Annotated in this window: 19 protein-coding genes; 5 read left to right on the top strand and 14 right to left on the bottom strand. The window is 58.7% G+C overall.

What is annotated here, in order from left to right; translation table 11 throughout:
• Positions 1–26 precede the first annotated feature (26 nt).
• The 9 genes from msrQ to mrcB form a co-directional block, all read right to left on the bottom strand.
• Complete coding sequence (gene msrQ / locus QZR30_RS17915) at positions 27–647, bottom strand: protein-methionine-sulfoxide reductase heme-binding subunit MsrQ (protein WP_046069526.1); 621 nt, start codon at positions 645–647, stop codon at positions 27–29.
• Positions 647–1,660 (bottom strand): protein-methionine-sulfoxide reductase catalytic subunit MsrP, encoded by a 1,014-nt coding sequence (msrP, locus tag QZR30_RS17910; protein ID WP_046069527.1) that lies wholly within the window; start codon positions 1,658–1,660, stop codon positions 647–649. The genes msrQ and msrP overlap by 1 nt, the downstream gene beginning before the upstream one ends.
• A 63-nt stretch (positions 1,661–1,723) precedes the next feature.
• Positions 1,724–2,581 (bottom strand): CDP-diacylglycerol--serine O-phosphatidyltransferase, encoded by an 858-nt coding sequence (pssA, locus tag QZR30_RS17905; protein ID WP_043050593.1) that lies wholly within the window; start codon positions 2,579–2,581, stop codon positions 1,724–1,726.
• A gap of 145 nt (positions 2,582–2,726) precedes the next feature.
• On the bottom strand, positions 2,727–3,743 hold the full coding sequence (gene ilvC / locus QZR30_RS17900; protein ID WP_003176099.1) for a ketol-acid reductoisomerase: 1,017 nt from the start codon (positions 3,741–3,743) through the stop codon (positions 2,727–2,729).
• Positions 3,744–3,790: 47 nt separating this feature from the next.
• The gene (gene ilvN, locus QZR30_RS17895) at positions 3,791–4,282 is read right to left on the bottom strand and encodes an acetolactate synthase small subunit (RefSeq protein WP_003176102.1); all 492 of its coding nucleotides are present in this window, start codon (positions 4,280–4,282) and stop codon (positions 3,791–3,793) included.
• Between the two features lie 2 nt (positions 4,283–4,284).
• Positions 4,285–6,009 (bottom strand): acetolactate synthase 3 large subunit, encoded by a 1,725-nt coding sequence (locus tag QZR30_RS17890; protein ID WP_046072565.1) that lies wholly within the window; start codon positions 6,007–6,009, stop codon positions 4,285–4,287.
• A gap of 431 nt (positions 6,010–6,440) precedes the next feature.
• Entirely contained in the window at positions 6,441–6,770 is a 330-nt protein-coding gene (locus tag QZR30_RS17885) for a YqcC family protein (RefSeq protein ID WP_046069528.1), read from the bottom strand.
• Entirely contained in the window at positions 6,770–7,504 is a 735-nt protein-coding gene (locus QZR30_RS17880) for a tetratricopeptide repeat protein (protein WP_046069529.1), read from the bottom strand. Before QZR30_RS17880 ends, QZR30_RS17885 begins: the two co-directional genes overlap by 1 nt.
• A gap of 16 nt (positions 7,505–7,520) precedes the next feature.
• A complete protein-coding gene (gene mrcB / locus QZR30_RS17875) occupies positions 7,521–9,845 on the bottom strand; it encodes a penicillin-binding protein 1B (protein ID WP_056845691.1) in 2,325 nt (774 codons plus the stop codon).
• Positions 9,846–9,963: 118 nt separating this feature from the next.
• Here mrcB and QZR30_RS17870 point away from each other — a divergent pair, with 118 nt between their 5' ends.
• The 3 genes from QZR30_RS17870 (at position 9,964) to QZR30_RS17860 (ending at position 12,432) form a co-directional block, all read left to right on the top strand.
• A complete protein-coding gene (locus QZR30_RS17870; RefSeq protein WP_198719420.1) occupies positions 9,964–11,520 on the top strand; it encodes a bifunctional aminoglycoside phosphotransferase/ATP-binding protein in 1,557 nt (518 codons plus the stop codon).
• Positions 11,521–11,612: 92 nt separating this feature from the next.
• On the top strand, positions 11,613–11,957 hold the full coding sequence (locus QZR30_RS17865) for a pentapeptide repeat-containing protein (protein ID WP_311903781.1): 345 nt from the start codon (positions 11,613–11,615) through the stop codon (positions 11,955–11,957).
• A 202-nt stretch (positions 11,958–12,159) separates the two neighbouring features.
• A complete protein-coding gene (locus QZR30_RS17860) occupies positions 12,160–12,432 on the top strand; it encodes a TfoX/Sxy family protein (RefSeq protein ID WP_046069533.1) in 273 nt (90 codons plus the stop codon).
• A gap of 243 nt (positions 12,433–12,675) precedes the next feature.
• Here the strand turns inward: QZR30_RS17860 and QZR30_RS17855 are convergent, their stop codons facing one another.
• The 3 genes from QZR30_RS17855 to QZR30_RS17845 are packed head-to-tail and all read right to left on the bottom strand — an operon-like array spanning position 12,676 to position 15,355.
• On the bottom strand, positions 12,676–13,443 hold the full coding sequence (locus QZR30_RS17855) for a heme ABC transporter ATP-binding protein (RefSeq protein ID WP_311903780.1): 768 nt from the start codon (positions 13,441–13,443) through the stop codon (positions 12,676–12,678).
• Complete coding sequence (locus QZR30_RS17850; RefSeq protein WP_046069535.1) at positions 13,443–14,480, bottom strand: FecCD family ABC transporter permease; 1,038 nt, start codon at positions 14,478–14,480, stop codon at positions 13,443–13,445. The genes QZR30_RS17855 and QZR30_RS17850 overlap by 1 nt, the downstream gene beginning before the upstream one ends.
• A complete protein-coding gene (locus tag QZR30_RS17845; protein ID WP_046069536.1) occupies positions 14,477–15,355 on the bottom strand; it encodes a heme/hemin ABC transporter substrate-binding protein in 879 nt (292 codons plus the stop codon). The genes QZR30_RS17850 and QZR30_RS17845 overlap by 4 nt, the downstream gene beginning before the upstream one ends.
• A 155-nt stretch (positions 15,356–15,510) precedes the next feature.
• Here QZR30_RS17845 and QZR30_RS17840 point away from each other — a divergent pair, with 155 nt between their 5' ends.
• Positions 15,511–15,828: a Rieske (2Fe-2S) protein gene (locus QZR30_RS17840; RefSeq protein ID WP_056845695.1), complete on the top strand. Its 318-nt coding sequence runs from the start codon at positions 15,511–15,513 to the stop codon at positions 15,826–15,828.
• Here the strand turns inward: QZR30_RS17840 and sfsA are convergent.
• Positions 15,825–16,538 (bottom strand): DNA/RNA nuclease SfsA, encoded by a 714-nt coding sequence (gene sfsA, locus QZR30_RS17835; RefSeq protein WP_043050604.1) that lies wholly within the window; start codon positions 16,536–16,538, stop codon positions 15,825–15,827. The two genes, QZR30_RS17840 and sfsA, sit on opposite strands and share 4 nt — an antisense overlap.
• A complete protein-coding gene (locus tag QZR30_RS17830) occupies positions 16,538–17,710 on the bottom strand; it encodes a pyridoxal phosphate-dependent aminotransferase (protein ID WP_311903775.1) in 1,173 nt (390 codons plus the stop codon). Before QZR30_RS17830 ends, sfsA begins: the two co-directional genes overlap by 1 nt.
• Positions 17,711–18,030: 320 nt before the next feature.
• Between QZR30_RS17830 and dksA the strand changes: the two genes are divergently transcribed.
• On the top strand, positions 18,031–18,465 hold the full coding sequence (dksA, locus tag QZR30_RS17825) for an RNA polymerase-binding protein DksA (RefSeq protein ID WP_005791430.1): 435 nt from the start codon (positions 18,031–18,033) through the stop codon (positions 18,463–18,465).
• The last annotated feature ends 24 nt before the right edge of the window (positions 18,466–18,489 follow it).

Genomic DNA, 18,489 nt, shown 5'->3' with positions numbered 1-18,489 from the left:
GTCTGGAATCTGTCGTCAAGGGTTAATTACACTTTTGTGGCAGAAGGTGCTTTTTTAGCAATAAGACGGGGGATTCGCCGCATAACTGGAGGCACCCGCAGCAGAAGAAGCAGCGCACCGATGGAAGCGTAGACAGCCCACTCCTTCAAATCAGCCCGAACTATCCAGAGCATGTGCAGCAGACCAAGCCCGAGAATCACATAGACCAAGCGATGCAACTTCTTCCAACGACTACCCAACCGTCGCTGGCTGTAGCGATTAGATGTGACAGCCAGCACTAATAAAGCAAGAAACCCCAACGCCCCCACAATTATGTAAGGCCGCTTGCGCAGCTCCACGCCGAGCTGGGACCAATCGAGCCCAAGGACGAACACGCAATAAGCCGCCAAATGCAACACAACATAGGCAAAGCACCACAAGCCCAATTGCCGGCGTACCGCGATCCACCCCGCCCAACCGCTCAACTTCTGCAGCGGCGTCATCCCGAGCGTGACCAGCAGTAGAATCAACGTACCCAGGCCCAGGCGATCGACCAGCACTTTTCCCGGATCAGGCCCAAGGGCAAAACTCCATGCTTCATATAGCCAGAGCAATGGCCAAACCGCCGCAGCTATGAAGACCCCAATGCGCCAGATTGGAAAGCGCATCAGTAGTTCTTCCGCAGGTCGAGACCTGTATATAAAGAAGCGACCTCATCGGAGTAGCCATTGAACATCTGCGTGTCGCGCACATTCGGACTGAACAGGCCGCTGGGGAGTCGTCGCTCCCTCGCCTGGGTCCACCGCGGATGATCAACCGTGGGATTCACGTTCGCATAAAACCCATATTCATCAGCCGCAATGCTTTGCCAGGTGGTTTTCGGCTGTTCGCTGACAAGGCTGATCCGTACGATGGATTTCACACTCTTGAAGCCATACTTCCACGGCACAACCAGGCGCAACGGCGCACCATTCTGGTTAGGCAATTCGCGCCCATACATGCCAACAGCGAGGATCGCCAGTGGATTCATCGCCTCATCCAGACGTAACCCTTCTACATAAGGCCAATCGATCAAGCCAAAACTTGAGCGCTGCCCCGGCATGCTCTTCGGATCCTGAAGGGTCTCGAACCGGATGTACTTCGCTTTGGAGGTCGGCTCAACCTGCTTGAGCAACGCCGAGATCGGAAAGCCGATCCACGGGATTACCATCGACCAGGCTTCAACGCAGCGCAGGCGATAGATGCGCTCTTCCAGCTCATAGGGCTTCATGAAGTCTTCCAAGGCATAACGCCCAGGCTTCGCCACCTCACCGTCGATGACAACACTCCAAGGCTCGGTCTTGAGCGAACCTGCATTCGCCGCCGGGTCGCCCTTGTCGGTACCGAACTCATAAAAATTGTTGTAGTTGGTTGCGTCCTTGAACGGCGTGATCGCCTCATCCTTGACCGTCACCGCCTGCCACTTCGTTCCAGGAAGCTTCTCGGCAAACCAACTGGGCGCCCTGCCCGCCTCGACATCGGCATAGCGCGCTGCATCGTCCGCACTGGCCCAACGCGGCAAGCTACTGGCGGCAATACCGGCCAGCGCACCACCGAGCAAGCTGCGGCGAGAGAAATAGAAGGATTCAGGCGTGACATCCGATTCGTGACAATCGGACGCTTTAGGCAATTTGATTAACATGGCAACTCCGCAGCATTGGAGAACTGATGCACCAATAGACTGCGGAGTATGGGGGAAATTACATTAAGACAATGTTTTGTCCCGACGCAGATGCAGCAAGTACTGAATCGGCCCCGAAGCCGCGTAGACGAGGAACGCCAACAGCAGAATACGCGGCGGATCGCTGAACACTACCGCAAACACCAGTACCACCACGAGGATCGCCACAAAAGGCACGCGCCCCTTGAGATCCAGCTCCTTGAAGCTGTTGTACTTGATATTGCTGACCATCAGCATGCCGGCCGCCGCTACCATCAAAGCGACCAGGAACGACATTTTCGAGCCCTGAATACCGTAGTCACTGAATGCCCACACAATACCGGCTACAACACCCGCCGCTGCCGGACTGGCCAGACCGATGAAGTAGCGCTTGTCAGCGGTCCCGACCTGGGTATTGAAGCGCGCCAGGCGCAAAGCGGCACCGGCAACATAGATAAAGGCAACCATCCAGCCGACCTTGCCCATGTCACCCAATGCCCAGGCAAACGCCAGCAACGCAGGTGCGACACCAAAGGCGACCATGTCCGACAACGAGTCGTATTCGGCGCCGAAGGCACTCTGGGTATTGGTCATCCGCGCTACGCGCCCATCCAGGCCGTCGAGCACCATGGCCACGAAGATTGCGATGGCAGCAAAACCAAAATACTTGCTGGCACTCGCCGCATCACCTGCCGCCAGTGCACTTTGGGCACTCATGGAGTTGATGATGGAATAAAAGCCGGCAAACAGGTTCGCCGTCGTAAACAGATTGGGCAGAAGATAGATGCCACGATGCCGGACCTTACGGCCTTCGGCGTCATGCCCTTCTTCGACATGTTCATCGATCGGCAGCATGCTTTCGGCGTCGGAAGCCTGGTTTGGCTCTTCGGGACGTTCGCTCATGGACTTTACCTTGCAACGGTGTGAAAAAAATTCGACAGATACTTGCGGCGAGTGTTCGCCCGCAAACGATGCAGCTTTATACCAGAACCGGCCCCTCAAACGAAAAAACGCGGCCTAAGCCGCGTTTTCCCTTGATGCGTACGACTTAGTTCTTGGCTTTGTCGACGATCTTGTTGGCACCGATCCACGGCATCATGGAGCGCAGTTGCTCGCCGATGACTTCGATGCCGTGAGCGGCGTTGTTACGACGCTTGGCGGTCATCGAAGGGTAGCCGGTCGCGCCTTCGCTGATGAACATTTTGGCGTATTCGCCGTCCTGAATACGTTTCAGGGCGTTGCGCATGGCTTGGCGGGACTCGGCGTTGATCACTTCCGGACCAGTCACGTACTCACCGTACTCGGCGTTGTTGGAGATCGAATAGTTCATGTTGGCGATACCGCCTTCGTACATGAGGTCAACGATCAGCTTCAGTTCGTGCAGGCATTCGAAGTAGGCCATTTCCGGCGCGTAGCCAGCTTCAACCAGGGTTTCGAAACCGGCTTTGACCAGCTCAACGGTACCGCCGCACAGAACGGCTTGTTCGCCGAACAGGTCGGTTTCAGTCTCGTCCTTGAACGTGGTTTCGATAATGCCGGTGCGACCACCACCAACGCCAGCAGCGTAGGACAGCGCAACGTTTTTGGCGTTGCCCGAAGCGTCCTGGTAGATCGCGATCAGGTCAGGGATACCACCGCCTTTGACGAACTCGGAACGCACGGTGTGGCCCGGGGCTTTCGGCGCGATCATGATCACGTCCAGGTCAGCGCGTGGCACAACCTGGTTGTAGTGAATCGCGAAACCGTGGGAGAAGGCCAGGGTGGCGCCTTTCTTGATGTTCGGCTCGATTTCGTTCTTGTACAGCGCGGACTGGAACTCGTCCGGGGTCAGGATCATGACCAGGTCGGCAGCTGCAACGGCGGAAGCGACGTCTGTCACTTTCAGGCCATGGGCCTCGGCCTTGGCAACGGTGGCCGAGCCTTTGCGCAGGCCAACAGTGACGTCTACGCCGGAATCTTTCAGGTTGCACGCTTGGGCGTGGCCCTGGGAACCGTAGCCGATGATGGCGACTTTCTTGCCCTGGATGATCGACAGGTCACAATCTTTATCGTAATAAACTTTCATGAGGTTCCTCTATATATCCAGGCCGTAAGGCCATTCGCTAATTTGGGTTAGATGCTGAGTACTTTGTCGCCACGGGCAATCCCGGTGACACCACTGCGTACGGTTTCCAGAATCGAGGCCGTCCCGATCGACTGGATGAAGCTGTCCAGCTTGTCGCTTGTACCGGTCAGTTGAACGGTATAAACGCTGGCGCTCACATCGACGATCTGCCCACGATAAATGTCGGTAGTCCGTTTGATCTCGGCACGTTGGGCCCCCGTGGCCTTGACCTTGACCAGCATCAGTTCGCGCTCGATGTGGGCACTTTCCGACAGGTCGACCAGCTTGACCACTTCGATCAGCTTGTTGAGGTTCTTGGTGATCTGCTCGATCACCTCATCGTGGCCCACGGTGGTCAACGTCAGGCGCGACAGGGTCGGGTCTTCGGTCGGGGCCACGGTCAGGCTTTCAATGTTGTAGTTGCGTTGCGAAAACAGGCCGACAACACGGGACAGAGCGCCGGGTTCGTTCTCCAGAAGCAGGGAGATAATATGCCGCATGATTAAGTACGCTCCGTCTTGTTCAGCCACATGTCGCGCATAGAGCCGTCTTTGATCTGCATCGGATAGACGTGCTCGCTGGTATCCACCTGAATATCGATGAACACCAGGCGGTCCTTCATGGCGAACGCCTCTTCCATCTTCGGCTTCAGATCTTTCAGATCGGTGATGCGAATGCCGACGTGGCCATAGGCTTCAACCAACTTGACGAAATCCGGCAACGATTCCATGTAGGAATGGGAGTGACGGCTACCGTAGCTCATGTCCTGCCACTGGCGAACCATGCCCAGTACACCGTTGTTCAGGCAGACGATCTTCACCGGAAGACCATATTGCAGGCACGTCGACAGTTCCTGGATGTTCATCTGGATGCTGCCTTCACCGGTGACACAAGCCACGTCGGCATCCGGGAAGCTCAGCTTCACGCCCATGGCTGCCGGGAAACCAAAGCCCATCGTGCCCAGGCCACCGGAGTTGATCCAGCGGTTAGGCTTGTCGAACGTGTAGTACTGGGCTGCGAACATCTGGTGCTGGCCCACGTCGGAAGTCACAAAGGCGTCGCCCTTGGTCACTTCGCACAGGGTTTCGATCACGGTTTGTGGCTTGATGATGCTGCCGTCGCCCTTGTCGTAAGGGAACAGGCCACGATCACCACGCCATTCGTCGATCTGCTTCCACCAACTGGCAACGGATTCCTTGTTCGGTGCCTCGCCAATGTCCTTCAGTGCAGCGACCATTTCGGTCAACACGCTTTCCACCGGCCCCACGATCGGCACATCGGCCTTGATGGTCTTGGAGATAGACGCCGGGTCGATGTCGATGTGGATGATCTTGGCATTCGGGCAGAACTTGCTCGCGCCGTTGATCACACGGTCATCGAACCGCGCGCCTACGGCCAGGATCACGTCGGCGTGGTGCATGGTCAGGTTGGCGGTGTAGCTGCCGTGCATGCCAAGCATGCCGACGAACTGACGATCCGAACCCGGGAATGCACCGAGGCCCATCAGGGTGTTCGTCACCGGCAGGTTGAGCAACTTGGCCAGCTCGGTCAGCGGAGCAGAACCACCGCCCAGAATCACGCCACCACCGGAGTAGAGCACTGGACGCTTGGCCGCCAGGAGCATTTCTGCCGCCTTGCGGATTTGCCCCGAGTGCCCACGCACGGCCGGGCTGTAGGAGCGCAGCTTGGCTTTCTTCGGGAAGATGTATTCGAACTTTTCGGCCGGGTTGGTCATGTCTTTCGGGATATCAACCACTACAGGGCCCGGGCGACCGGACTGTGCGAGGTAGAACGCCTTCTTCATGACCTCCGGGATTTCCGACGCATGCTTGATCATGAAGCTGTGTTTCACGATCGGGCGGGAAATACCGATCATGTCGGTTTCCTGGAATGCATCGGTACCGACCATGGTGCTGGCGACCTGGCCGGAAATGATCACCATCGGGATGGAGTCCATATAGGCAGTCGCGATGCCGGTAATAGCGTTGGTAGCGCCTGGACCGGACGTTACCAGTACCACGCCGGCTTTACCGGTGGCACGGGCGTAACCGTCAGCCATATGGGTCGCGGCCTGTTCGTGGCGAACCAGGATGTGGGTAACAGCCGGTTCCTTGAACAGCGCGTCGTAGACATGCAGCAGAGCACCACCTGGGTACCCGTAGATATAGTCGACGCCTTCGTCACGCAAAAAGCGGACGAGCATCTCACCGCCAGATAAAAGCTCCACGTTGTTCACCTCTAAAACGCCAGAATACCGTCCGTTAAAAACCGACGGGTCTTAATAGGTTTACTTCTCAACAGAGCATGAGCGACGGTGGTCGCCGACTACGTCAGCACTGACTGAGCAAGTATTGGGATCGTCCCAAGTGTTGCGGGCTTTTCCCACCCAGCGCGAGGTAACGCGTTGCGGGTGTTACAGGTCGGCGCGGATGTGCGCCTCATGATCTGCTGAGCGGGCCTGCTTCTGGCAGTCCCGATACAGCGGACTTTGGATTCTTCTGTTTCAGGCCGTTCAAGTCAAGCAATAATTGCGCTTTTTTCCAACTAAGCGCATGAGAACGTAGAAGAAATGGCTTTGAGGAGGGATAAAACTCGCCTGAATGTCGTCAAGCGGTAGAAATGTGCGCAAGACTGCCGAAAAAACCGGCAGTCAGGCAATTAACGAGCGTCGACGATCAATTGGTCGAACTTTTTCAGCGCATTGCGCAAGCCAAGGCTCTCCAACGGCCGGTCGGCGTATACCATCTCGGCCATTTCCAGGATTCCCGACGCGTTCGGCAATGGCAGGTCCTGCTCCAAGATCTGCTTCATGCGCACGAGGAAGATCCATTGCAGCCACTGGTGGAAGTCCAGGGTATCGACCGAAAAGGGCTCGACACTGCTGAGCGCTTCAGCGCTGGGGGGCACTTCGTCCCACCAGCCCTGCACGCGCAGTTCGCGCTCAATCAGCAATAACTGTTCGGCAATCGCTGGAAAACGCGCATCCATCAGAGGCTGACCTTGGCTTTCTGCCGTGCCTGGGCGGCACCTGCGGCGTCACCCTGGGCAGCACGCGCATCACCGATCAAGGCCCACAAGCTGGCTTGCAGGGCCGGGCGACCATTGGACAGGGACAGGCCACGGCGAGCGAATTGCTCCGCTTGGGGTGCATCGCCCTGGGCCATGCGCACCTGGGCCAGACGATACAGCACTTGCGGCTCGCGAGGCGCCACGCGCTGGGCACGTTCAAGGCTAGACGATGCGCCATTCAAGTCGCCCCCCGCCTGCTGCTGTTGAGCGGTGGTGAGCAGCGCCAGCACCGGGCCATCCAGTTGTTCATCAGCCGACAGCCCGCCTGCGCTGGATGCCGACGGAATCCCGCTTGGCGTCGATGGCATGGTGTAAGTGCCCTGGTTGACCGGCGCAGTTTGAATCGGCGCGGAATCCACCGGCCCGGAGGTGCTGGGGCCTGGAGTCCATGGCTCGGCACTGATAGGCGCCGAGGTCGCGGCACCACTACCAGGCACCATAACAACCACGCCTGAATCCTGCGGTATCGCTTGGGTTGCAGCTTGGGCAGGACGCTTGACCACGGTCTGGCGAAAGCCACCATTGGCCGAGATGCGGTCGTTATTGGAGACGGCCGTGCTTGAGTCCACCACGGGAATTGAGCCGCGCTGCACGCTGGAGCAACCGCCGAGCAAAGCCAGAGCCGCAATCGCTGGAATCCACAACTTGTTCACTTGAAACCCTCTTTGCTTAATTCATCCAGCCCTTGACCCAATCCATCACCGATTCCGCGTCAGCAGGGGCACTGCCACCGCATGCGGCGCCGGGTGGTGGTTCGCTGCCGCGAATATACGGCATCTGTACCGCGCCCGGACAGTTGGCATCAGAGCCTTGGCCGGTGTGCGGGTCGATCCAGGCCTGCACGATATTGTCCGGCTGCGGCATGTTGAGCGGCAACGGGTCGGCCTTGCGCATGAAACTGGTCCACACCTGCAACGCACCGGTGGCCCCGGTAAACGGCGTCTTGCCGTTATCGTCACGCCCCAGCCACACCACGGCCAATACATCCTGGCCAAAGCCCGCGAACCAGCTGTCACGCGAATCGTTACTGGTACCGGTCTTGCCGGCCAGGGTCAGGTTCGACGGCAGCACGTTATAGACCGAACGCCCAGTACCCTCACGCATCACGCGCTGCATGGCGTTCTGGATCAGGTAGATAGAGCCCGCGTCGAAACGCTGCTGGATCTGGAACGGATAACGCTTGAGCGGCTCGCCATCGGCGGTCAGCACACTGCGAATACCGCGCATCGGCGTATTGAAGCCGCCGTTGGCCAGGGTTTGGTACATGGTGGCCACTTCCATGGGAGTCATGGCCGCAGCGCCCAGTAGCATGGACGGGAACGCCGGGAATTCACGTTCGATCCCCAGTCGCGCCAATGTCTTCAGCACATTCGGCACACCGACCTCAAGCCCCAGGCGTGAGGTCGAGATGTTGTAGGAATGTGCCAACCCCTGATACAGGAACACCGTACCGTGGGAACGTCGATCGAAGTTCTTGGGCGTCCAGACCTGGCCGTCGGCGCCTTTGACCGATAGCGGGTCATCCGACAGCCAACTGGTCAGCGTGTACTTGCTGGGTTTTTCCAATGCGCTCAAATAGACAGCCGGCTTGACCAGCGAGCCTATCGGACGCACAGCATCCAGCGCGCGGTTGAAGCCGGCGAAGCTGGCCTGGCGGCTACCGATCATGGCCTGGACTTCACCGGTCTCCGGGTTGGTCACGACCATGGCGGCCTCGACTTCATCCGAGCCTTTGCGGCCGGTCAGGCGCTTGAAGGTGTCGTTGACCGACGCTTCGGCCTTCATTTGCAGGATCGGATCGAAGCTGGTGAAGATCCGCAGACCCTCTTCGGTCAAGTCTTCGTCACGGTAGTCTTCACGCAACTGACGCTTGACCAGGTCGATAAAGCCGGGGAATGAGCTGTCTGCCAACTTGCCACGGGTGGTCACACCCAGTGGCATTTTCTTCGCCGCGGCCACCTGCTCGGCCGTGGCAACACCTTGCTGCTCCAGCACATCGAGTACCAGGTTACGGCGCTCAAGCGCACGCTCCGGGTTGCGACGCGGGTTGTAATAGGACGGCCCCTTGACCATCCCCACCAGCAACGCGACTTGATGCAACTTCAACTCAGACAATGGCTGCCCAAAGAAGAATTGGCTGGCCAAGCCGAAACCGTGCACCGCGCGCTGGCCATCCTGACCGACGAATACCTCGTTGAGGTAGGCCTCGAGGATTTCCTGCTTGCTGTAATGCAGCTCCAGCAACATTGCCATCATGGCTTCAGTGAGTTTACGGGTCAGGCTGCGTTCGTTGGTCAGGTAGAAGTTCTTGACCAGTTGCTGCGTGAGCGTACTGCCGCCCTGGGTCATCTTGCCGCCGGAGGTGTTGACCCAAATGGCGCGGGCAATCGACTTCGGCGAGACGCCCCAATGGCTGTAGAAGTCGCGGTCTTCCACAGCCACCAGGGTTTCCAGCAGGTACGGCGGAACCTGATCGAGTTTGATCAGGATGCGATCTTCAAGATTTTTCGGGTAAATACCGCCGATCATCAAGGGTTCCAGGCGCACCACCGGCAGCTTGGAGCCATTGAGCGACGACAGCTCAGCCACATAGTCGCCGGAAAAACGCACACGCACAGGCTGAGCTTTTTCCAGGCCTTCGTAGAACTGGAAGCCACGGGTGTTCAGGTCGACGGTATTACCGCTGACGGCCGCCGCGCCCGGGCCATTGCTCACGGGCTCGCGACGGTAGCCCAGTGCGTCGAGCTCGGTCAGGAAGTCTTCCTTGCTCAGCTTCTGGCCAGAGAACAACTCCAGCGGGCGTGCGTACACCTTGGCCGGAATGGTCCAGCGCTTGCCGGAGAACTTTTCCTGCACCACGGCATCGAGGTACACCGCAAAGCCGGCGATCACCACAAGGCCAACCAGGCCAAGCTTGAGCGCCCAGCCCAGCCAGGGGCGCAGGCTGCGGGAAGGAGGTTTTTTACGGGAACGGGGAGATCGGGTTCGAGTCATGGCGGCGGATTATACGCACTTTATTGATGATCAACATGAGCCGGACAGCGGTTTGCACGACTGGCATCAGCAGCCATAATGCCCACCATGATTTCTCCCCGACTTTGAAGGATCGCCCGTGAGCCAGTCCCTGATCGCTGCCCTGCAAAACCCGGCTTTGTACCCTCATCCGGTTGAAGCGTTTCAAGTCATCGAGACCCATATTTCCTGGGTGATACTGACAGGCGCCTACGCATATAAACTGAAGAAGCCGATGAACTTCGGCTTCCTGGACTTCACCCAACTGGAGGACCGCGGCCACTTCTGTCGCGAGGAACTGCGCCTCAATCAGCGCCTGACCGCAGATTTGTATCTTGAAGTGTTGCCAATTACCGGCACATCCGAGGCACCGCAACTGGGCGGCGATGGCCCAGTGATCGAGTACGCGCTGAAGATGCGTCAGTTCCCGCAAAGCCAGATGCTCAGCACCCTGCAAGCCAACGGCGAACTGACCTGCGCGCACATCGACGAGATGGCCCAGCAGATTGCGCACTTCCACCTCACCGCCCCCAAGGTTCCCCAAGAACATCCGGCCGGCACGCCGGAGGAAGTGATGGCTCCGGTGCGCCAGAACTTCGACCAGATCCGCCCGTTTCTTAGCGACAAGGCCGACCTGACTCAACTGGAGGCCCTGCAAGCCTGGGCTGAAAGCAGTTTTGAACGTCTCAAGCCCCTGCTGGAGCAGCGCAAGCTCAATGGCTATACCCGCGAATGCCACGGCGATATCCACTTAGGCAACGCAACCCTCATTGATGGTCACGTGGTGATCTTCGATTGCATCGAGTTCAACGAGCCCTTCCGCTTTACCGATGTGTACGCAGACACCGCGTTTTTGGCCATGGACCTGGAAGATCGCGGCCTGAAAAGCCTGGCACGGCGTTTTATCAGCCAGTACCTGGAACTGACCGGTGACTACCAGGGCCTGGAGCTACTGAACTTCTATAAAGCCTACCGTGCGCTGGTTCGCGCCAAAGTTGCGCTGTTCAGCATGCCGAGCGAAGCAAGCCCGGTGCAGCGCGCCAACACCCTGCGCCAGTACCGCAATTACGCCAACCTGGCAGAAAGCTACAGCACCATTCCGTCTCGCTTCCTGGCAATCACCCATGGCGTTTCAGCCGTGGGCAAGAGCCATGTCGCCATGCGCCTGGTCGAAGCCTTGGGCGCCGTGCGCCTGCGCTCGGATGTGGAACGCAAGCGTCTGTTTGGCGAGCAACAGATCGAAAACACACCACAGGCCGGTATCTACAATCATGACGCCAGCGCTGCCACCTACGCACGCCTGAACGAAATGGCCGATACCGTGCTGCGCGCCGGTTACCCGGTGGTGCTGGATGCGACCTTCTTGAAACGCGCTCAACGTGACGCAGCTGCCCAAGTCGCCGAAGCTACCGGGGCGCCGTTCCTGATCCTCGATTGCAACGCGCCTCAAGCCGTTATCGCCAGTTGGCTGGCACAACGTCAGGCGGATAAAAACGACCCGTCCGACGCAACACTGAGCGTTATCGAAGAGCAGCAAGCCAGTCGTGAGCCGCTGACAGCACAGGAGCTGTTGCTGAGCAAGCGTGTCGAGACCAATGAAAGCGGGACCCTCGACGCTTTAGTCGCTCATATCCGTCAGCGCTTGCCGGGCCTGTAAGAAATATTTCTTGGTCGTGTCGTCTACTTCGACGCACGACCCAGAAATAGTGGCACTATAATGGCGTCATAATTCCAACAGGAGTCGCCATTATGAGTCAGCCCAAGCTTCTCGACACCCCGCTCTACGCGCTCCTGCACAAGGACGACATCCGCGGCTTCAATCAGGAACGCCCTGAGGGTGGCCCCATCGACATGCGTGGTGGCGACTTCCGGGGCTTGGACCTGCGCGACCTGAACGCCAAGGATGTTGACTTCACCGACGCCTATTTCCGTTCGGCCGACCTGCGCGGCCTGGATTTACGCGATTGCTCGCTGGAGGGCGCCAGCCTGGCCCACGCGCAGATTTCGGGGACTTATTTCCCATCCGAGCTCACGGCTGACGAAATTCTGATGTCAGTCAATTTCGGTACTCGCCTGCGCTACCGTACCAAGTAGCCTTCGCCCAGAACCCCGGCTAAGTCCCAGGCACGCCGGGCGATTGCCGCCTGCCTGTCGCTAAAGCCATCACACCATTCTTATAAGCTTTTCGCCCGCTTCTGACCAAAGAACCACGCTTTTCCTACTGAGCGCTACACTCATTTTCAGGCTGCCTGGTCACGACACCCACCGCACCATTCGGCCGTCGCAAGGAGGCTTGATGAACGATGAGCTGCAACACCTGAAAAACCTTGGCAAGACGTCAGCGCAGTGGCTGCATGCGGTGGGCATCCACAGCGCGTCCGATTTGCGTCGCCTGGGAGCGGTCGATGCTTACCGAGCCGTGCGAACTCGCGGCTTTCGAGCATCGAAAGTCCTGCTGTATGCAATTGAAGGTGCATTGATGGATGTGCACTGGAACGACATTCCTACGGAGCGCAAGGAGGCGCTCAACCGTCAGCTGGATGCTATGTCAACGCGTCAGAAAAACTAGATTGGCGTGCAGACCCAATGTTTACGGGCATTACAAACGGGCGTTTGAGAAAACTCGATGAGCATGCAAAAACAAATGTTGACTCTCAAATGAGAATCGTTATGATTATCACAACTGGTCGCGAGATCAGCCGATAACTGAAAGACCATTGGTTCGGACTCTCAGATTATCTCCTCATCAGGCTAATCACGGTTATTTGACCCGGCTCTTGCCGGGTCTTTTTTTGCCCGCACATAACTGAGCTCAGCGCGCAATGATCAGCGGGTGCCCGCGCTCCGGATGTGGCTGTACCAGAACCTCCAAGCCAAAGACGGCCTTGAGCGATTCAGGTTGCAGGACTTTAGAGGGCGTATCCAAGGCATGAGGGCGTCCGTCTTTCAGCAACAGGATGCGGTCGCAGTAACGCGCGGCAAGGTTCAAGTCATGCAGGATCACCAGCACGGCAGCGCCTTTATCGGCGAAGCTGCGAATGGCCTGCAACGTGGTGTGCTGGTGCAAAGGATCGAGCATCGACGTCGGCTCATCCAACAACAACGTCTGCCCCGCCTCACCCGGCCATAACTGCGCCAATACCCGCGCGAGATGCACACGCTGCCGTTCGCCTCCCGACAAAGCCAGGTAACTGCGACCACTCAAGTGGCCGACATCCGCCGCTTGCAGCGCCGCATTGATAATTTCGTCATCGCACACTCGCCCGGTCTGATGGGGCAAGCGCCCCATGCCTACCACCTCTTCGACACGAAAAGCAAAATCCAGGGTTGAGCTTTGCGGTAACACCGCCAGGCGCTGGGCACGCTGGACGCCGCCCAGGCTCTTCAACTCTTGCTGATCCAGCCACACTCTGCCCTGATCAGGCTGCAACTCCCCGCAAAGCGCCCCCAGCAAGGTACTTTTGCCGGCGCCGTTCGGTCCCAGCACGCCCAGTACTTCGCCCGGCAACAGGTTCAAGGTGACATCGGCCAGCACGGTTTTACGCCCTCGCCGTATCTGCAACGCTTCAGCTCGCAGCATCAGGCGCGCCCCCGCAGTAACAGGTAGAGGAAAAATGGCGCACCGATAAATGCAGTAACAATACCAATCGGCAGCTCCGCGGGCGCCAGCGCCAGGCGTGCCACCAGGTCCGCAAACAACAACAAACTCGCCCCTGCCAGCACCGAGGCCGGTAGCAATACCCGATGATCCGGCCCCGCCAGCAGCCGTACCAGGTGCGGCACCACCAAGCCAACAAAGCCAATCATCCCTGCCGCCGCCACCGCCGCACCAACGCCCAAGGCCGTGCAGAACACCAATTCACGCTTGAGCCCCTCTACATCGATGCCCAGATGATTGGCCTCAGACTCTCCCAACAACAGCGCATTCAATGCCTTCGCCCGACGCGGCAACCACAGCGCCACGCCCGCGCTCACCAACAGCAAGGGCCACAACCGCGAATAGCTCGCACCATTGAGGCTGCCGAGGTTCCAGAACGTCAGGGTGCGCAAAGTGGCGTCATCGGCCAAATAGGTAAACAGCCCGACCGCCGAACTGGCCAGCGCCGTAAGCGCGATACCGGCAAGCAGCATCGTCGCAACATTCGTCTGGCCATTGCGACGCCCCAGCCGATAGACCAGCGCCGTGACGCCCAGGCCACCGAGAAATGCGCACAAAGACAACAGGTACGGCCCGAAGGCATCCGGCAGCCCGCCAAAAAACGAACCGCCGACAATCGCCACCGCTGCCCCCAATGCTGCGCCGCTGGACACCCCCACCAACCCAGGATCGGCCAGCGGGTTGCGAAACAATCCCTGCATCGCTACCCCTGACAACGCAAGCACCCCGCCGACCGCAAGGCCCAGCAAAGTTCGTGGCAGGCGAATCTGCCCCAGGATCAACTCGGCTTGTTCCAAGCCTGCTGCTTCAATCGGCACCCCCATCAGTCTTAAAGCAGCCCTGAGCGTGTCCACCAATGGCAGGCTGACCGGGCCCAGGGCCAATGAGAGCCAGATCGCCAATAGACATAACAGCGACAGCCCGATGAACAGTGTTTTCGGCTTGACCAGAGTGGTCATGGAGCAGGCTTGGCCTGGGACGGATAAAACCCGGCGGACAGCTTCACCAAGCTTTGTGGCAACCGCGGCCCCAGGCCACCCACCAGTAGGGTCGGATCCAGCTCAAACACTCGGCCGCTCTTGGCTGCAGGTGTAGACGCAAGGATCGGATTTTCCTTGAACAAGGCTGCCCGCGCCGCATCGCCGGTGAGGGCGCGATCAGCAAACACCAGCACATCCGGGCTCAACCCTGCCAGCGACTCCACTGAAAACGGTTTGTAGCCCGTGTGCGTGGCCAGATTACGCCCGCCGGCCTGCTGCAACAGCCAATCGGCGGCCGTGTCCTTGCCAGCAACCAGCGGCTTGCCACCGGCATTGCCCAGCAACAACAGAACACCCGGCGCCCTTTGCGTGGCCTGGGCCTTGTTCACCCAATTCTTTTGCTGCTCAAGCGCCTGCTCATATCCGGCAAACAACGTGTTGGCCTTGGCCTCACTGCCGAGCAACTTCCCCAGATGTTGAAGGTTGTCTTTCAAGGTCGGCAGATCCGGCTGGGCCGAAAACATATCCACCTGCACGCCAGCATTGCGAATCTGCGCCAGGACCGGTGGTGGCCCCATTTCCTCGGTGCCCACGAGGATTTGCGGTTGCAGGCTGAGAATACCTTCGGCCGACAACTGCCGTTGATAGCCAATGCTCGGCAACGCCTTGAGCGATTCGGGATGCTGACTGGTGGTATCCACCCCGACCAATTTCGATTCACCGCCCAGTGCCGCTACCCACTCCGATAGCGCCCCTCCGGCACTGACCCAGCGCTGTGGCAGCTCAGAGGCTTGCGCCCCGTGGTTGACCAGCAGTGAGGCAACAAGCGCAATTGCGCTGGTACTCAGACGCATAACAGGGTTTCCTTCCTAGGCAGGGCCACTCAAGCACTCATCGATGTGACAGATGATCCCTGCCATGCATCGTATTGAGCACCCAGTCAACTGACGGGCGAAGCGGGCATTTGATAATTGTTTGCATTTGAACGTCAAGGCACTTAAGGATTGAAATGAAGTTTCTCTGCGCCTCAGGCGACCTCGCCCCCAACAGCAGCCGCAGTTTTGAGATCGACGGCTGCAAGCTGCTGGCTGTGCGCCGGGACTGCATTGCCTACTTCTATCTCAACCGCTGCCCCCATCGCGGTATCCCGCTGGAATGGCAGCCCGACCGCTTCCTCGATGCCAGCGCCAGCCTGATCCAATGCGCCACTCATGGCGCACTGTTCCTGATCGAAAGCGGCGAATGCATCGCCGGCCCCTGTGCAGGCCAGAGCCTCACGGCCTTGCCTGGTCGGGAAGATGCACAGGGATTATGGGTAGAACTCTAGCTACCAAGCAGCACATGCAATGGACGCTCGATGTAAATCTCTTGCGGCGTGACCCGTACGCCATACGCCAGCACCTCGACGCCCGCGGCCTTGGCCTCACGTAAAGCGCCAGCGTAGGCAGCGTCGATTTCCACGGCGGGGCGCACCGCATCGATTCCCGATAGATTCACGCAATACAATTGCACCGCTCGCACGCCTGTTCGTGACAGGTAAGCCAGCTCTCTCAGGTGCTTGGCCCCGCGCTGCGTCACCGCATCAGGAAAGGCCGCCACCGAGGTGTCGTCAAAGCCCAAGGTCACGCTTTTGACTTCGACGAACGCGGCACCCTGCGGGTAATCCAGGCGAAAATCGATCCGGCTCTTCTCCTGACCATAAGGTACTTCACGCTTCAACGCCGTGAAGCCATTGAGTTCAGTAATCACACCGGCACGCAGTGCTTCTTCCACCAGCTGATTGGCGCGTGCCGTGTTGACACACGCCAGCCGTCCCTGAGGCGTTTCAGCAATTTCCCAAGTGCCCGGCAACTTGCGCTTGGGATCGGAGGAACGACTGAACCAGACCTGGCCACCTTCGACCATGCAATTGAGCATCGAGCCGGTATTCGGGCAGTGGATGGTGAGCAACTCGCCGGTAACGGTTTCGATATCGGTGAGAAAACGCTTGTAGCGACGAATCAGCCGCGCTTCTTCGAGAGGGGGATCAAATCGCATCAGCCTTGCCAGCTCCGCAAACCACGGGCGATGCGTTCCACCGCCTCTTGTAGCCGATCGAGGTTTTGCGTGTAGGCAAACCGCACATGGTGACCGGCTTGATAGCGGCCAAAGTCCAACCCCGGCGTAAAGGCCACATGCTCGGTTTCGAGAAAATGACGGCAGAACGCGAAGGCATCACCGCCGAACGCGCTGATATCGGCGTACAGGTAGAAGGCACCCTCCGGCTCTACAGCAATGCCGAATCCCAACTCGCGCAATGCAGGCAGCAAGAAGTCGCGACGTCGACCGAATTCAGCGCGGCGCTCTTCAAGAATGCCCAGTGTTTGCGGGGTGAAACAGGCCAAGGCGGCGTATTGGGCCATGCTCGGCGCGCTGATGTAGAGGTTTTGCGCCAATTTCTCCAGTTCACTGACCGCGTCCGGGGGCGCTACCAGCCAACCCAGGCGCCAACCCGTCATACCGAAATACTTCGAAAAACTATTCAGGACAAAGGCGTCATCGTCGACTTCCAGCACGCTGACCGCGTCGGTGCCATAGGTCAGGCCGTGGTAGATCTCGTCGACCACCAGATGACCGTTGCGCGCCTTGATCGCACTGGACAGCCCGGCCAACTCGCCTCGCGTAAGAATAGTCCCGGTGGGATTGGCCGGAGACGCGACCAGCGCACCCACACTGTCCTGGTCCCAATGCCTGGCAACCAGGTCTGCGGTCAATTGGTAGCGCACCTCCGGCCCCACCGGCACCAACTGGGCCGCGCCTTCTACCAGCCGCAGGAAATGTCGGTTGCAAGGATACCCCGGGTCCGCCAGCAACCAGTGCTTGCCTGGGTCTACCAGCAGACTGCTCGTTAACAACAAGGCGCCGGAGCCACCGGGGGTGATCAGAATGCGCTCGGGATCGACACTCAAACCGTAACGCTGCTGATAAAACCCGCTGATGGCCTCGCGCAATTCCGGCAACCCACGGGCGGCGGTATAGCGGGTCTTGCCGTTCGCCAGTGCGGCCTGGCCGGCCTGGATGATCGGTTCGGCCGTGGTGAAATCCGGCTCGCCGATTTCCAGGTGGATCACATCATTGCCGGCGGCCTGCAGCTCATTGGCCCGTGCCAGTAACGCCATGACATGAAAAGGTTCGATAGCGCGACTGCGCGCACTGTAGGGCTGAGCCATTAGCCTTCCTTAACGGTGAGGACAAAATCAGGATTCTACCGAACCCTCGCGGTAAAACATGCTCTATTGCCTGCTCGGCCATCCAACATGAGCCCGGCAGGCGCCTGTAAAACGACTAAAATCAACATTCGAGCGGGTACATCCCCAGCCATGGCGGGCTGTTGCAGTTTGCAACCCCTTTGTCGTGGAGCTCGACAACCGGGAGTGGCGCACCCTGAATCTATCTGGTAAGTTCGCCCGCTTGCAGCCGCAGGGCCGGCAGGTGTCGGTGACGTTGCAATCCTGCGCAATGGATTAGAAGAGTGAGAGGCGGTCTATTCATGTCCACCCAAGCAAAGCAACAGAGCATCAGCGGCTTCCAACCCTACGTTGAGTCGAAGGGCGAGGAATACATGGGCAAGCCCATGCGCGAGCACTTCTCCAAAATCCTGAAGCAGTGGAAACAGGACTTGATGCAGGAAGTCGACCGCACGGTTGACCATATGAAGGACGAAGCAGCCAATTTCCCGGACCCGGCCGACCGTGCCAGCCAGGAAGAGGAATTCGCCCTCGAACTGCGCGCCCGTGATCGCGAGCGCAAACTGATCAAGAAGATCGACAAGACCCTGCAACTGATCGAAGACGAGGAATATGGCTGGTGCGAATCCTGCGGCGTCGAGATCGGTATTCGCCGTCTGGAAGCCCGCCCAACCGCGGACCTGTGCGTAGACTGCAAGACCTTGGCTGAAATCAAGGAAAAACAGGTCGGCAAATAACCCTGCCGAACTGAACGAATGGGG

The sequence above is a fragment of the Pseudomonas sp. rhizo25 genome (genome assembly GCF_031931935.1).
Taxonomy (GTDB): Bacteria; Pseudomonadota; Gammaproteobacteria; order Pseudomonadales; family Pseudomonadaceae; genus Aquipseudomonas; species Aquipseudomonas synxantha.
The sequence above is the reverse complement of the archived record's forward strand: the minus strand, read 5'-3'. Positions and strand labels throughout refer to the sequence as shown.

Bases quoted from the DNA above. Each gene is read 5' to 3' on its own strand.
- msrQ (WP_046069526.1), bottom strand. From the start codon at position 647: ATGCGCTTTCCAATCTGGCGCATTGGGGTCTTCATAGCTGCGGCGGTT.
- msrP (WP_046069527.1), bottom strand. From the start codon at position 1,660: ATGTTAATCAAATTGCCTAAAGCGTCCGATTGTCACGAATCGGATGTC.
- pssA (WP_043050593.1), bottom strand. From the start codon at position 2,581: ATGAGCGAACGTCCCGAAGAGCCAAACCAGGCTTCCGACGCCGAAAGC.
- ilvC (WP_003176099.1), bottom strand. From the start codon at position 3,743: ATGAAAGTTTATTACGATAAAGATTGTGACCTGTCGATCATCCAGGGC.
- ilvN (WP_003176102.1), bottom strand. From the start codon at position 4,282: ATGCGGCATATTATCTCCCTGCTTCTGGAGAACGAACCCGGCGCTCTG.
- QZR30_RS17885 (WP_046069528.1), bottom strand. From the start codon at position 6,770: ATGGATGCGCGTTTTCCAGCGATTGCCGAACAGTTATTGCTGATTGAG.
- mrcB (WP_056845691.1), bottom strand. From the start codon at position 9,845: ATGACTCGAACCCGATCTCCCCGTTCCCGTAAAAAACCTCCTTCCCGC.
- QZR30_RS17865 (WP_311903781.1), top strand. From the start codon at position 11,613: ATGAGTCAGCCCAAGCTTCTCGACACCCCGCTCTACGCGCTCCTGCAC.
- QZR30_RS17860 (WP_046069533.1), top strand. From the start codon at position 12,160: ATGAACGATGAGCTGCAACACCTGAAAAACCTTGGCAAGACGTCAGCG.
- QZR30_RS17855 (WP_311903780.1), bottom strand. From the start codon at position 13,443: ATGCTGCGAGCTGAAGCGTTGCAGATACGGCGAGGGCGTAAAACCGTG.
- QZR30_RS17850 (WP_046069535.1), bottom strand. From the start codon at position 14,480: ATGACCACTCTGGTCAAGCCGAAAACACTGTTCATCGGGCTGTCGCTG.
- QZR30_RS17845 (WP_046069536.1), bottom strand. From the start codon at position 15,355: ATGCGTCTGAGTACCAGCGCAATTGCGCTTGTTGCCTCACTGCTGGTC.
- QZR30_RS17840 (WP_056845695.1), top strand. From the start codon at position 15,511: ATGAAGTTTCTCTGCGCCTCAGGCGACCTCGCCCCCAACAGCAGCCGC.
- sfsA (WP_043050604.1), bottom strand. From the start codon at position 16,538: ATGCGATTTGATCCCCCTCTCGAAGAAGCGCGGCTGATTCGTCGCTAC.
- QZR30_RS17830 (WP_311903775.1), bottom strand. From the start codon at position 17,710: ATGGCTCAGCCCTACAGTGCGCGCAGTCGCGCTATCGAACCTTTTCAT.
- dksA (WP_005791430.1), top strand. From the start codon at position 18,031: ATGTCCACCCAAGCAAAGCAACAGAGCATCAGCGGCTTCCAACCCTAC.